15 protein-coding genes and 2 pseudogenes are annotated in these 14,037 nt (G+C 60.5%); 15 read left to right on the top strand and 2 right to left on the bottom strand.

Features of this window, described 5'->3' with window-relative positions:
• Window positions 1-96 precede the first annotated feature (96 nt).
• Window positions 97-2,112: a hydantoinase/oxoprolinase family protein gene (locus tag NR193_RS25045; RefSeq protein ID WP_256753429.1), complete on the top strand. Its 2,016-nt coding sequence runs from the start codon at window positions 97-99 to the stop codon at window positions 2,110-2,112.
• 120 nt (window positions 2,113-2,232) lie between these two features.
• On the opposite strand, the gene NR193_RS33640 is transcribed toward NR193_RS25045, so the two are convergent.
• Window positions 2,233-2,547 (bottom strand): SH3 domain-containing protein, encoded by a 315-nt coding sequence (locus tag NR193_RS33640; protein WP_375162734.1) that lies wholly within the window; start codon window positions 2,545-2,547, stop codon window positions 2,233-2,235.
• A 105-nt stretch (window positions 2,548-2,652) separates the two neighbouring features.
• Between NR193_RS33640 and NR193_RS25050 the strand changes: the two are divergent.
• Window positions 2,653-2,860 (top strand): annotated as a pseudogene (locus NR193_RS25050) (IS6 family transposase); the annotation flags it as partial.
• 218 nt (window positions 2,861-3,078) lie between these two features.
• Here the strand turns inward: NR193_RS25050 and NR193_RS25055 are convergent.
• Window positions 3,079-3,795 carry a Crp/Fnr family transcriptional regulator gene (locus tag NR193_RS25055; protein ID WP_256753430.1) on the bottom strand — a complete coding sequence of 239 codons (717 nt, stop codon included), beginning with the start codon at window positions 3,793-3,795 and terminating at the stop codon, window positions 3,079-3,081.
• A 122-nt stretch (window positions 3,796-3,917) separates the two neighbouring features.
• On the opposite strand from NR193_RS25055, the gene NR193_RS25060 reads away from it, so the two are divergent.
• The 13 genes and pseudogenes from NR193_RS25060 (at window position 3,918) to ccoP (ending at window position 13,988) form a co-directional block, all read left to right on the top strand.
• Complete coding sequence (locus NR193_RS25060) at window positions 3,918-4,523, top strand: DUF6448 family protein (RefSeq protein WP_256753431.1); 606 nt, start codon at window positions 3,918-3,920, stop codon at window positions 4,521-4,523.
• A 62-nt stretch (window positions 4,524-4,585) separates the two neighbouring features.
• On the top strand, window positions 4,586-5,035 hold the full coding sequence (locus NR193_RS25065) for a hemerythrin domain-containing protein (RefSeq protein ID WP_256753432.1): 450 nt from the start codon (window positions 4,586-4,588) through the stop codon (window positions 5,033-5,035).
• Window positions 5,036-5,455: 420 nt separating this feature from the next.
• Window positions 5,456-6,655, top strand: coding sequence for an efflux RND transporter periplasmic adaptor subunit (locus tag NR193_RS25070; RefSeq protein ID WP_256753433.1), 1,200 nt, complete (start codon window positions 5,456-5,458; stop codon window positions 6,653-6,655).
• Window positions 6,652-7,785, top strand: coding sequence for an ABC transporter permease (locus tag NR193_RS25075; RefSeq protein WP_256753434.1), 1,134 nt, complete (start codon window positions 6,652-6,654; stop codon window positions 7,783-7,785). Before NR193_RS25070 ends, NR193_RS25075 begins: the two co-directional genes overlap by 4 nt.
• Before the next feature lies 1 nt (window position 7,786).
• Window positions 7,787-8,491: an ABC transporter ATP-binding protein gene (locus tag NR193_RS25080; protein WP_256753435.1), complete on the top strand. Its 705-nt coding sequence runs from the start codon at window positions 7,787-7,789 to the stop codon at window positions 8,489-8,491.
• A 272-nt stretch (window positions 8,492-8,763) separates the two neighbouring features.
• Entirely contained in the window at window positions 8,764-8,964 is a 201-nt protein-coding gene (locus NR193_RS25085) for a hypothetical protein (RefSeq protein ID WP_256753436.1), read from the top strand.
• A gap of 158 nt (window positions 8,965-9,122) precedes the next feature.
• A complete protein-coding gene (locus tag NR193_RS25090) occupies window positions 9,123-9,344 on the top strand; it encodes an IS3 family transposase (RefSeq protein WP_256753437.1) in 222 nt (73 codons plus the stop codon).
• A gap of 65 nt (window positions 9,345-9,409) precedes the next feature.
• Window positions 9,410-9,658: pseudogene (locus NR193_RS33645) on the top strand (DDE-type integrase/transposase/recombinase); the annotation flags it as partial.
• Between the two features lie 347 nt (window positions 9,659-10,005).
• Window positions 10,006-10,137: a hypothetical protein gene (locus NR193_RS25100; protein ID WP_256753439.1), complete on the top strand. Its 132-nt coding sequence runs from the start codon at window positions 10,006-10,008 to the stop codon at window positions 10,135-10,137.
• Window positions 10,138-10,562: 425 nt separating this feature from the next.
• Window positions 10,563-12,176, top strand: a complete 1,614-nt coding sequence (gene ccoN, locus NR193_RS25105) for a cytochrome-c oxidase, cbb3-type subunit I (RefSeq protein WP_306280485.1) — start codon at window positions 10,563-10,565, stop codon at window positions 12,174-12,176.
• Window positions 12,177-12,180: 4 nt separating this feature from the next.
• Window positions 12,181-12,933 carry a cytochrome-c oxidase, cbb3-type subunit II gene (gene ccoO / locus NR193_RS25110; RefSeq protein ID WP_256753440.1) on the top strand — a complete coding sequence of 251 codons (753 nt, stop codon included), beginning with the start codon at window positions 12,181-12,183 and terminating at the stop codon, window positions 12,931-12,933.
• Window positions 12,934-12,951: 18 nt separating this feature from the next.
• Window positions 12,952-13,116, top strand: a complete 165-nt coding sequence (locus tag NR193_RS25115) for a cbb3-type cytochrome c oxidase subunit 3 (RefSeq protein WP_256753441.1) — start codon at window positions 12,952-12,954, stop codon at window positions 13,114-13,116.
• A complete protein-coding gene (ccoP, locus tag NR193_RS25120; protein ID WP_256753442.1) occupies window positions 13,107-13,988 on the top strand; it encodes a cytochrome-c oxidase, cbb3-type subunit III in 882 nt (293 codons plus the stop codon). The genes NR193_RS25115 and ccoP overlap by 10 nt, the downstream gene beginning before the upstream one ends.
• Window positions 13,989-14,037: the final 49 nt, after the last annotated feature.

The raw sequence follows: 14,037 nt of genomic DNA on the forward strand, positions 1-14,037 counted from the left end.
ACACGCGACCCGCCCGTCCATGCCAAGGTGGTCGACACGGCGAACAGTCTCGCGACAATATCCCTCATCGACCCCGAGCTGGGTGACTGATCAAAAATGAACGCATATGCGCACCAGCCGCCACTGTATCTGGGCATCGATACCGGCGGCACGTACACCGATGCCGTGCTGTGGTCGGAATCTACGGGCATTGTGGCCAAGGCCAAATCACTGACCACGCGACATGATCTTGCCGAGGGCATCGCCGGCGCCGTCGAGGCTGTTTTGTCCGAGGCTGCCACCGAACCCAGCGCCATCAAGCTCGTCTCGATGTCGACCACGCTCGCAACCAATGCCCTCGTCGAAGGACAGGGCGGGAGGGTCGCGCTGGTAATGATCGGCTTCGCTGAAGCCGATATTGCCCGGAGCGGATTGTCAAAGGCCCTCGGCTCCGATCCCGTGATCTTTTGCCCGGGCGGACATGACGTCCACGGCGATCCGCGTCAGCTGGTGCTGGACGCTCTCGTGGCTGCGCTGCCGTCTCTCGCCGACACGGTTTCAGGCGTCGCCGTGGCCTCCTATTTCGCGGTTCGCAATCCCGAACATGAGATCGCTGTACGTGACATTATTCGCGAGCGTATCGGGCTTCCGGTGACGTGTTCGCATGAACTGTCGTCGAAACTCGGTGGCCCGCGTCGGGCGCTGACGACGCTTCTCAACGCGCGACTGATCTCGATGATCGATCGCCTTGTCAACGCCGCGGAGGGCTTCCTGGCAAGACGCGGGATCGTCGCTCCACTCATGGTCGTGCGCGGCGACGGCGCGCTTATCACCGCTGAATTCGCCCGCGCCCGGCCGATTGAGACCATCCTGTCAGGACCAGCGGCAAGCCTGGTGGGGGCGCGGTACATGACGGGCATCGACGACGCCGTGGTGTCCGACATCGGGGGCACCACAACCGACATCGCCGTTCTCGACGGCGGCCGCCTGCGGCTCGATCCGGAAGGCGCCACCGTCGGCGGCATGCGAACCATGGTGGAAGCCGTCGCCATGCGCACCTTTGGGCTCGGCGGAGATTCGGAAGTCTCGCTCCATGAGCGGTCGCTGACTTCGACGATCGTGCTCGGGCCCCGTCGGCTCGTGCCGCTAGCGCTGGCCGCCGTGAATCACGGCGATGTCATATACAAAGGCCTCAAGCGGCAATTGCTCGGCCCCAACACCAGGCGGCTGGACGGCCGCTTCGCATTGCGCACAGGAGTGCCCGGGCGTCTGGCTGCGGGCCTTACAGTTACCGAGGCGCGGCTCTATGCGGACATTTCGGCAATTCCCGCCGCGCTCGATCGGCTGCTTATATCGACGTCACAGGTCGCAACGCTCAATCGCCTGGTCGCACGTGGTCTGGTGCATATCGCGGGCTTCACGCCCTCTGACGCGGCCCACGTGCTTGGCCGGCAAGGGAATTGGGATCCTGTCGCGGCTCGACTGGGCGCCGAATTGTTCTCACGCAAGCGCGATGGCCAGGGCCATCATGTCGCCGAAGGCGCAGAAACACTTTCCGAGATGGTCCTCACCGCAGTCACCCGGCATTCTGCCGAAGCCATTCTTGAAACCGTCTTTGCCGAGGACGGGCTGGATGGCGGCGTCTCTGTTGCCAATCCGCTGGTCCAGCGAGCGGTTGGCCGGCGAGGGGGCATGGCGCGGCTGTCGATCGCCCTCGACCGGCCGGTGATCGGCCTGGGGGCCTCCGCATCACTCCACTATGCCGGGCTAGCGCGATTGATCGGCAATGACTGCTCCGTCGCCGAGCACGCCGACGTGGCAAATGCGCTGGGCGCCGTCGTCGGCCAGGTGCGAATGTCGGCAGAGGCGCGCGTCAGCCAACCCGAGATCGGGCTTTTCCGTCTCAATTCAGGCGAGCGGCTGGACGACTTTGACACCGAAGAGGAAGCAATGAATGCCGCCGAAGCCCACATTCGTGCCTTGGCGGCAGGCCTCGCCGAGCGAGCCGGGACCGATCAGGCGCGGATCGAGATCGCACGCGACATAAGGGTTGCCACAATCGAAGGCGAGCGCAGTTTCGTCGAAGCCATTGTCGTTGCGACAGCCACCGGGCGCCCTCGCATCGCGTCCTGATCCGGGAAGCCAGGCCCGAGACGCGCAAGCCCGCGATCTAAGCACCCAGGCCAGGCACGGAGTGTCGATCGCGGCCCTGGCTGCCACAGCTTCGGTGAACAGTGCGATGGGTGACTGATGTCAGAGCGTTTCGTCAGGATAGATGCCCCAAAGGCGGGTTTGCCTGACGAAGCCTGCCTGCGACTTGACAGCGACCTTGCACCATTGCCCGTCGCACCGCACCAATTCGAAGATCGCTTCCGGAGCCAGCCAGGATGTGACGAGGCTAGATATCGAAGGCTTCCGGCGCAGGGCGATTTTGTCCTTGCTCCAAGGGGCGGTTACAGCGGTCCTGCGGCCCGACAGGAGCGGACCGAAGACCCAGCCGGTCGTTCCCTGCCAGTCTCGAACCCGCCGCCAGTTCCCATATTCCTGGTTGGCCGGACATAGACCCATTCGATGTCATACTGAACGCCCGGTCCAACCCGCAAACGATGCGAATACCGGCGGCATCGGAAGTAACGACGGTGGCAAACGCATTGACGGTGGAGCCGAGCACGCCGGGCGGAGAATGCGCATGTGCCGCAGCGAAAACCAGAGCGGACCATGCAAGGCTTCGATCACCAGGAGCACTGCAACGCTTCTTTCGATCTTCTCGTCGCTGCGCAATCTCTTCGTCTCGCCCTGCTCAAAACGCTCCGCTCTCGCCACACATATTCACCGCCTGCAGGCCATGGCGGAATGGAAAGCCGTGACCGTGGTCAGCTGATATCAGCGGCCGCAGGTCTTCAACGCGCTCATGTATAGGGAACGTGACATCGCCGCCACACTTCATCCAGTACAGCGACATGCGCGAAATGAACGCCTGGGCCGCGCATCAGATGGACATCGCAGTTGTGGAAACGATCGTCAAACGGACGCTAAACGAACGCGGCTGGTTGTCCGAAACAGACTGGGCGGACAGCCAGGGAAGTTCGACGAGGATCCTCATTCGACACCGGCATTCCCAGTGCCCCCGGCCCAAGCCTTCAACTTCGAGACGTCGCGGACAGAGACACGGCTGCGCTGGAGCGAGATGGCGCCGTCTCGCTCCAGTTGCTTGAGCGCGCGCTGCGCGACCTCCCGCACAGAGCCGACCATCGAGGCGATCTCCTGATGCGTTATGTGCTCGCATGCGGTCTCGGCACTTTCGATAATATGCCCGTGATGGCCTACGCATCCGAGCAGCAAACGGGCGACTCGAGCGGTAACGTCGCGAAGCGCGAGATCCTCGACCATTGATCCAAGGGATCTCTGGCGGGAGGATAGAATCTTCAGTGCCGCCCGCGCGACTTCGGGATGTTGGTCAAGGAGCCGTATCATGTCGCTCTTTGGCAGGAAGCCGAGAAACGCAGCGCCTACGGAGACGGCGCCGAAAGGATTCGGACCGCCGTCAAAAACCGCAATCTCATTGAAGGTGGCTCCGGGGCCGAGGATCCCAAGTACTTGATCGCGGCCCTCCGCAGCGCTTTTGATTAGCCGGATTTGCCCCGAGACTACCAAGAATAGGCCCGTGCACGGCTCTCCTTCAACAAGAACCTGCCTGCCAGCTCCAATGCGCTGTGGGCGCATGATCCCGGCGATCCGGGCCAGAACGTGCTTATCCAGACCGAGAAAGATGGGCGCCCGCGCGATGGTTGTACTCAGATCCTGCACTCCTGCCATCTGAAATTCACTCCTGCTCGGTCAAGTTCGATAAATCCATCCCGTGCGACTTACGTCGCTGAACGCGATGGATTCAGGCCATATATTCGGGGAAATCATGAACTCGATAAGGAGACCAGACCATGATCAGGATCAAACTGCTTACAGCCACCACCCTCGCGGCTGGGTTGCTGTTCGGGACACAGAGTGCATTTGCCCATTGCGATTCCATCGATGGGCCGGTGGCGCAGGCAGCTCTCAGGGCGCTCGACACTGGCAATGTCGGGCTGATCCTGCCCTATGCACCAGCGACGGCCGAGGCAGAGATCGAAGCGCACTTCGGACAGGCCCTGAAGGTCCGAGGGCTCGGATCAGAGGCGAAAGGGTTTGCCGACAGGGCATTCATGGAAACGGCGGTCCGTTTGCACCGCGCGGGAGAAGGCGCCGCTTATACCGGCCTGAAGCCGGTGGGGATAGATTTCGGGCCCGTGATTCCCGCGGCCGAGAAGGCGATCGCGAGTGGTGACCTGGATAACGTGAGGAGCATTCTGGTCGATGAGCTACAGCATGGCCTGAATGCCCGGTTCGAGCACGTTTTGCACACGAGGAGCTCGGTATTAGAACCGAAAAACCCTGCCGAAGTGGCCGCCGCCCGCGACCGTGTTAGCGCCGAGCTGGGGTTTGTGACATTCGCCGAAGGCATGCGTCAGGCGGCAGCCGGGGCTCTGGGGCACGAACACAGGGAATGACTACAATCAGAAGAAAGGGCGCGCTTGCGGGCGCGTCCGCCCCTGCACAGGAGGACAGTGAAATGCTGATGGAAATCCCCAAGACGCTGAAGATCGAGCACGACGAACTGCATGCGGAACTGGTCGAGGCGACCAAGGCGGGCGGCCGCACGGGCCAAGCGGCAAATGCCGTCGCCCGAGTTCTGCACGACCATTTTGTCAAGGAAGAGCAATACGCGCTTCCGCCGTTGGGCATCCTGAAAAGGCTAGCGCACGGCACTGTTCAACCGGATATGGCGGAAGTGCTCCAGATGACCGACCGGCTGGAGGCCGAACTCGGCACCATGCTCGTCGAACATGAAAGCATTGTCGCCGAACTGGCTAAGTTGAAAGATGCCGCGAGCGCAGAAGGACACCCAGATGTGGCTCTGTTCGCCGACAAGCTGATGCTGCATGCCCGAACCGAGGAGGACGTCCTTTATCCCACGACGATCCTCATCGGCCGCTATCTGAAGCTTATGCTTGCCGGGTGAGCTGAGACTAGGGAATCTTCTCGGGTTGTCCCAGAAGCGCCAGACCTAGGTGTCGTATCAAAGCGCGCTCGAACCCGGTGCCGACAGTCGCGGTGAACTGTTCATGTCAATCCATGCAGTTCTACGGGCCAGGAGGATGCATCTTGACCTTGATGGCTAGGATGCGCGTCCGGTCCAATTGCCGCAATGCGGGTGATGCGGCCCCGCTGAAACGGCGGTCGTGATTTGTCGCAGATCAAAGACGTAGCCTCGCCTGACGGATATAAAAGCAAGGTGCGCATAGTTGGCTTGGTAACGACCGGTCTTGCGGATTTTCTCAGACGCCCTCCGCTTGCGCTTTTTGGCAATCACGTCGCGAACGAGTGACGGCGGAGCCGTTATCGGACGATTGTCCTGTTGAGACCTGCCTGAGGCTGCAACATGCAAGGAAATCGAACATCGGCGGCTGCGACCCTGTTCCGCAGGCCAGCGATCCTGTACCCGCTGGTCGCGGCCATAGTTATTGTGGCCGGCTTTGGAGCGTATTCCTTCTATAATAACCGCCCGGTCGCCGTTGAGGTTGTGGCGGAGGAACACGATGTCCCCGTCCGCGTCTTCGGGCTTGGCACTGTCGAGGCCCGGATTCGTTCCGATATCGGCTTCGAGGTCGGCGCGACCCTAGTGGAGCTGAAGGCGGACGAGGGTGATCGCGTCAAACAGGGCGACCTGCTTGCAAGCCTGACGCTGGGCGAGCAACAGGCAAAGTTGGAGAAGGCCAAGGCTGCAATGCTCGTCGCCGACGCTACCGTCGAAAAGTCGAATGCCAACTTGGGAAAGACGCGAGCCATCCTGGCGCAGAAGAAGGACGCAAATGCACGCAGACAGGCGCTTGCCGGGCAGAGCGTGGTGTCTCGGCAGTCCGCAGAAGAGGCGCTTAGGGATGAGGCCGTCGCTGAAGCCGACGTCGCCGTAGCTTCGAGCGAAGTCGATGTCGCGCAAGCGCAACTTGCCGATGCGGGCGCCCAACTGCGGTTCGAGGAAACCATGCTGCGTCACCGCAGGCTGATTGCGCCCTTCGACGCGATAGTCGTTAGCCGTCACAAGGAGATTGGCACCGTGGTTAAAGCCGGTGATCCGATCTTCACGTTGATAGCTGCCGACAGCTACTGGGGCCTTGCCCATGTCGACGAAGCGCGCGCAGGCTTCATCGAGGAAGGTCAGCGCGTGGACGCGCGGCTGCGCTCGCGTCCACAGGACGCCTTCACGGGACGCGTGGTCCGCATCGGGCTTGAAAGCGATAGGGTAACCGAGGAACGGCGCGTCTTCATCAAGGGGGACAACCCGCCACCGCGGGTCTATCTCGGGGAGCAGGTCGAGTTCTGGATTACGGTTGCGAAGATCGACGCGGCACTGCTCGTACCCGAGGCGGCCGTGCAAGGTTTCGACGGCCGGCAGGGCACTGTCTGGACGGTCGAATCTGGGCGTCTGCGATCCCGCGTCGTCAGCTTCGGCCATCGGACCGAGGATGCACGACTGGAGATCGTCGCCGGACTTCCTCAAGGCGCCAGCGTTGCCGCGCGGATCGCAAGTGGCTTTCGGGAAGGTCGTTCTGCGCGGGTGGCGGAGGCCGTTGGAAATTGAACCTCGCTTATCGCGATATCCGGCACGGTCTTGGCCGGTTCCTGCTTACCTGCGTCGGGCTCGGCCTCCTTCTCGGCGTGGTCCTCGCAATGATTGGCATATACAGGGGACTTGTCGTCGAGGCGCTCACCATCGCTCGCGCGCCAGCTATCGATCTTTGGGTTGTCGAAGCCAACACACGCGGTCCGTTCGCCGAGGCCTCCCGTATACCAGCCGACACACGCGAGGCGATCGCCCGGATTGCCGGCGTGGTCGCCGCCGGCAGCATAACCTACCAGACCGTCGAAGCCGAATACCAGGACCGAAAGCTCAGGCTTTACGTTATCGGCTATGAGCCGACACGCCCGGGCGGTCCACCCGAGATCGAGGAAGGACATGCGATTGCTCGCAGCCATTTCGAGATGGTCGCCGACCGCTCTTCAGGGCTTGTACTGAACGATCGACTACGGCTCGGACGTGATGTCTTCACCGTCATCGGATCGACCCGCCAGCAAGTCAGTTCCGGCGGCGATCCGGTTGTCTACATAACCCTGCAGGACGCGCAGAAACTCCAGTTCGACCTTGCCCCGCCCGCAGCCCGCGTACAGATGGCGCGCGGCACAGGAGGCAGCGGTCGCGATACCGTGAACGCCGTTGTGGCTCGCCTCCACCCCAACGCGTCACCCGATGCCGTGGCCGAGACAGTACGGCGGTGGAAGCATCTGACGGCGGTGACGCAGGAGGCACAGGAACTGATCCTGACGCGCTCACTAGTCGATCGGGCGCGCCGGCAGATCGGTCTTTTCACATCGCTTCTGCTCACCGTCTCCGCAGTCATCATAGCGCTCATCATCTACACGATGACGATGGAGAAGCTGAAGCAGATCGCTACCCTGAAGCTGATCGGGGCACCGGACCGAACCATCATCGGCATGATCGTGCAGCAGGCGCTGGCCCTCGGTTCGATCGGGTTTGCAATCGGCGCCACGCTCATCGCCAGCATCAAGGACTATTTCCCACGTCGCGTAGTCCTCGAGCCCGACAACGTCTTGGCGCTCGGCGTGATCGTCATCGTTGTCTGCCTGCTGGCCAGCGCACTCGGCGTTCGCGCGGCCCTCAGGATAGACCCCGCCACGGCGCTCGGAGGTTAGCGTGCCGGCCGAGAAAGCAAACCAGCCCCCACTCGTCCGGCTAAGGAACCTGTCGAAGCACTTTGGCGAGGGGGAAACACGCGTCGATGCGTTGCGCGATGTATCACTCGACGTCCGAGCAGGCGAAGTCATTGCCCTGCTCGGACCGTCGGGATCCGGCAAGACGACCCTGCTCAATATCATCGGCTGCATCCTCGACCCGTCCTCGGGCTCCATGGAACTAGACGGCGAAGTAGTGCTAAGGGATGGCCGCTGGGTTCGACCCAACCTGAGGCGCCTGCGGCTCGACAAGATCGGATTTATCTTCCAGTTCCACAATCTGATGCCCTTTCTCAACGCGACCGACAACGTGGCCCTGGTTCTGCAACTGGCTGGGGTCGACTCGCGTGAGGCTAGGTTGCGGGCGCTGGGGCTGCTCGACTATCTCGAAGTAGGGAACCGTCGCGGTTCGATGCCGGCACAACTCTCGGGCGGCGAAGCGCAGCGTGTGGCGATCGCTCGGGCCCTCGCCAATCAACCGCGCATCATTCTGGCGGATGAGCCGACCGCGGCGCTCGATTCGAAGCGTGCCGGCATCGTCATGGATCTTCTGCGCAAAGTGGCCGTCGAACGCGACGCCGCAATCATCGCGGTCACCCACGATGAGAAGATCTTCGATCGCTTTGACAGTATTTTCAACCTCCGGGACGGAAGACTAGATGTTTGATCTTAGCAAAGGCCTGCTCGACTGATGGTGTTGTCTAATCGCGCTGGGGAAGTCAAGGATCGTCGCGCTTGGAGATGCGTTTGCAGGGTGCATGGTTGTCTTCGCGAAATAGGGTATGCGCTTTGTCAAAAGCTGAAAAATCCGCGCAGGCTGCTCAGCGCACCGGGTTGACCACCCATCAACTCTGACACGGCTGTGGAGTGAGCCCTTCGGACTGGACCAGGGGGACCTGAAAACGTATACGTCCGACGGGCCTTGAACGGAGAAGGCTCATGAGGGCACGAGGTCCATATCGTCGGCATGCGACGCTATTCAAATTACTGCTTTGCCAGGACATCCGCGGTGGTATCATCGGGCGGCGCGATGCCCAGCGACCGTACAGCGTCTCCGCCAACCTCATCCCGCTGTGGCTGACGAAGTTCGACCGGGGCGAACTGAATGACGAGGAGGCTGAGGCCACCCATTATCGCTGAACACGAGGCGCGTATCTCCGCCCTCGAGCGCAAGGTCGGCCAACCTCACCATGGAGCTGGACGTGGCAAAAAAAGCCGCGCCAACCGATCGCCGGCGACGGCGAGAGATCCTTCATTGTCACCGGTCCCCGGCCTGTTCCGTCAGACGGGGGTGTCAAGTGATCGATCTGCCGAGAAGCACCTTCTATTATCGCGCGACGACCAAAACATTCAAACTCTCGGACGTGGGACTCGTCAGCTTCATCGAGGATATTCAGGACGAACTGCCGTGCTATGGCTATCGGCGCGTGACCCACGAGTTGCGCAGGCGCGGACATCTCGTCAACCACAAGCGCGTAGCTCGGATGATGAGGGCGGCAGGCTTGGGAGCGCACGACTGACAGCAGCCACGATTCCCCGATCTACCCGAACCTCTACCGCAACGTGATCCCGGGATCGGCCCGACGGGGTCTGGTTTGCCGATTTCACATACACCAGAATTGCCAACGGCTTCTGCTATCTTGCCGTCATTGTCGATGCCTGCAGTCGCAATGTCGTCGTCTACGCCTTGTCCCGACGGCTCGACACGCCGTTGGCGCTCGCAGCCTTGCGCTCAGATCTGACAAGCGGAAGCTATATGGCGGAGGCCATTCTGTTCTGGATGCCGCTGGTCATAGCGCGCCCGAACCTCAAAAATGATCTGGATCAAGGTTAAATCTGCTTTTCCAATTTATATTAGAATTCATGTGGAATCCGATCATCACAGCTCCGTTCGATCTCGAGCTCGAACTAGCCGTCCTCGATGCGGAAGGCGAACATGCGCTTGTATTTCCCTGCACGAAGCATCGGGGTTACTGGAAAAGCACCTTGACCGGCGAGCGGATCGACATCCATCCAACCCACTGGCGCGCTTGGCATCTTTCCAGTTCTACCAATGGCGCCCGCCTTGACGCGCGAAGCTAACGCAGCCTCATGCCCCCGCATGAGGTGGTGCGAGGACGGGGCAGTTCCAGGACAGCGCAGCATCTTGCCGGCCCGGGCGCCACGCGCTATTTCTGAGGTATGACCGATGCAACCAAAGTCCACCGCGATTTGGCAGCTGTGCTGGCCTTTGGCTTCGGTGCGATCGTGGTGGTGGTTAGTTTGACGTCGTTGGCTTTGACGCTTCTTGCGATTTGCGGCATTCATATGTGACGGCAAATGCCATCGACTACGCTTGCCCTTGCACTAGGCCATTTTCTGCACAGGGAATGCTTTGGCTGACGGCGCCCCCGAAGCTCGCTCTTCCGGCAGTGTTTGGTTCCCCCTCGGTTCCGGGGACTGCAAACGGCTGAAACCCGGCCAGAAACAATTGACCAAGGTCCTTGGCCCGAAGGTCAGCGCTCGTGAGTGTATATTATCACAAACTCATAGACAAACGTGACACGCTGTTCGTGACGCGGGAAAAGCGCGCAGAGTTAGCCATCGTGTTGCCCTGCATTCGGCACTTGCAGCATTGCTTGAAACAGGTGTTTTGAACTGCCATGGTGTGATCAAGAATAAGAATCGACTGATACAGGCGAGCAGGAGAAATTGAATTGATCACCGAGCTGACCTCCAGCGAACGCCAATACGCGGCAATGATACTTGTTGTGATGGCGATGGTGGGCGTTGCCATGGCAGCCCTGGGCAGGTCTGATCCGTTCGGGGTGCACGGCGTGGTCGTACTGATTTTCAGTGCCGGTCTGCTGTTTCACGTGCTGTCCGCGTTCTACGCGCCTGAGCCGCAGGCAGACCGGCAGGCCAGCTACTATGATGACCCCATCAAGGTGGGCATCGCCCTGTCGATGGCTTGGGCCGTATTTGGCATGTTCATGGGTGTTTGGATCGCAGCCCAACTTGCCTGGCCGAACCTCGCCTTCGATGCCGCCTGGTCGACCTTCGGACGACTGCGTCCGAGCCATACCACCGGTGTCATTTTCGGCTTCGGCGGCAATGCCCTGATCGCGACCTCATTCCACGTCGTGCAACGCACCTCGCGCGCTCGTCTGGCGGGCCAGATCAGCCCATGGTTCGTGCTGTTGGGTTTCAATCTTTTCTGCATTCTGGCCGTCACCGGCTATTTCATGGGCGTGACCCAGTCAAAGGAGTATGCCGAGGCCGAATGGTACGCCGACCTTTGGCTGGTGGTCGTGTGGGTAACGTATTTCCTTCTCTATCTTCGCACCCTCGCGCGGCGCAAGGAGCCGCATATCTACGTGGCCAACTGGTACTACATGGCCTTCATCGTGGTCGTGGCGATCCTGCATATCGTCAACAACCTCGCAGTGCCCGTGTCGATTGGACATGCCAAAAGCTACACGATCTGGGCGGGGGTGCAGGATGCCATGGTGCAATGGTGGTACGGTCACAACGCCGTCGCCTTCTTCCTCACCTCGGGCTTTTTGGGTATGATGTATTACTACCTGCCGAAGCGGGCGGGCCGGCCAATCTTTTCCTACAGATTGTCTATCCTCAGTTTCTGGGGGATTACCTTTTTCTATATGTGGGCGGGCTCACATCACCTCCATTACACGGCGCTGCCACACTGGGTGCAGAACCTCGGCATGACGTTTTCCGTGATGCTCCTGGTCCCATCCTGGGCATCGGCAGGAAATGCGCTGCTGACGCTGAACGGCGCCTGGCATAAGGTGCGCGACGACGCCACCTTGCGCTTCATGATGGTAGCCGCCGTTTTCTACGGCCTGTCGACCTTCGAAGGCTCTTTCCTGGCAATTCGTCCAGTGAATTCGCTTTCGCACTACACAGACTGGACCATCGGCCATGTCCATGCCGGTGCGCTCGGTTGGGTGGCTTTCATCACCTTCGGCTCGCTTTACGCGCTCGTTCCCGCCCTGTGGAAACGCGAACGCATGCATTCGGCGGCCCTTGTCGAGGTTCATTTCTGGCTCGCGCTCGCCGGAACACTCATCTACGTCTTTGCGATGTGGAACTCCGGCATCATACAGGGGCTGATGTGGCGCACCTACACCGAAAATGGGACGCTGGCCTACTCCTTCGTCGATTCGCTGGTCGCCATGTACCCCTACTACATCGCGCGCGCGTTTGGCGGGCTCCTGTTCCTGCTTGGGGCACTCGTTGCCTGCTACAACATCTGGATGACCGCTCAAGCCACGCCGCTCATCGCGGGCAGTCAGCTGGATCTGCCGGATCGGCGCCCCGCAGCGGGCACGGCACCGAGCCCCGCGGAGTAAGAACATGCCTGAACTCTTTCACCGCAAGATCGAACGGACGGCGATTGGTTTTGTCCTGGCTATCATCGCCGCTGCCAGCGTCGGCGGCCTTGTCGAGATCGCGCCGCTGTTCACCATCCACGAGACTGTCGAAGAGGCGCCTGACATGCGTCTCTATACGCCTTTGGAGCTCGCAGGCCGCAACATCTATGAACGAGAGGGGTGCTACGCCTGTCACAGCCAGATGATCCGTACCTTGCGTGACGAGGTCGAGCGCTATGGGCCCTATTCGCTTGCGGTCGAATCCAAATACGATCACCCCATGCTTTGGGGCTCGAAGCGTACCGGGCCGGATCTTGCGCGCATTGGTGGCAAGTACTCTGATCTCTGGCACGTAACGCACCTTACGAACCCGCGGGACGTCGTTCCGGAATCCAACATGCCGTCTTATCGGTTTCTCGCTCGCACTCCGCTGGAAACCGCCGATTTTGGTATGCAGCTGGCGGCCATGCGTGAAGTCGGCGTGCCCTATACCGACGATATGATCGCCAATGCGGCGAGGGATGCCTTTGGCCAGGCGACTCCCGACAGCGATTTCTCGGCGGGCGTTGTCGAACGGTACGGCGAGAAGACCCAGGTGAGCGCCTTTGACGGCGTGACGACCGAACTCACCGAGATGGATGCGCTGGTCGCATATCTGCAAGTGCTCGGGCGCTTGACGGACGCTGCCTACAAGCAGACAGCGGCGTCGGAAAAAGCGCCGGGTTCACAGCAATGATGCAACAGAGTACGCACGATGGAACACGATACGCTCGTCGCATTCTCTAAGAGTTGGGGCCTGTTCTACCTGATCGCATTTGCCATTGGCGTTTGCGTTTATGCGTTCTGGCCATCAAACCGCAAGATGTTCGATGATGCCAAGAAGAACATTCTCGATCGGGACGACACGCCATGGAAGTAGAGGAAATTGATGCCGCAAGTGGCCACGCGACGACGGGACACGAGTGGAACGGCATAAAGGAACTCGATATCCCCGTTCCGCGAGGCGTCCTGATGTTCCTCGTCATCACGCACCTGTTCGCCGTGATCTGGTGGTTCGTGATGCCGACCTGGCCTTTGGGGACGACCTATACCAAAGGTCTGCTCAACACCGATCAGCGCAAGATCGTGGCGGAGAAGCTCGTCGAGGCGAGCGCCGACCGAGCATCATGGTCCGATGCTATAGGGAATTCGAGCTACGACGAAGTGCTGTCGAATCCGAAGTTGATGGACGTCGTAAAACAGGCCGGCCATCGGCTCTTCGGCGATAATTGTGCGGCCTGCCATGGGCGGGATGGCAAAGGCGGTAAAAACTATCCCGACCTGACCGATCACGACTGGATCTGGGGCGGCGGCCCGGAAGCAATCGCACAGACCATCACGACAGGCGTCAATTCCAGCCATGCTGAAAGCCGGGTTTCGCAAATGCCGGCTTTTGGGCACGACGAGATGCTTGATCCCGCTCAGGTCAAGACCGTGGCGGCCTATGTCCATTCACTCAGCAATCCGTCTGACTCCACGCCCAGGTCCATCGAAACGATCGAAGCGGGCAAGCAAGTGTTCCTGACCACGTGCGCGGCATGTCACGGTGAAAATGCCAAGGGAAACTCAGACCTTGGCGCGCCCAACCTTACCGACCAATATTGGATATACGGCGGCGACCTTCAAAGCATTATCGCCACCATTCACGGCGGACGCCAGGGACACATGCCGACTTGGGACAAGCGGCTCGGCTCGCTGCAAATCAAGATTCTTGCCCTCTATGTTTATTCGTTGGGGCTCGAGACTCCATGACGGGATGAAGAAGATGGCGCTGGCGAAACAGAAACGATCACGAGTTCCG

Origin of the sequence: Mesorhizobium sp. Mes31 (assembly GCF_024519675.1) — a bacterium.
Taxonomy (GTDB): Bacteria; Pseudomonadota; Alphaproteobacteria; order Rhizobiales; family Rhizobiaceae; genus Mesorhizobium.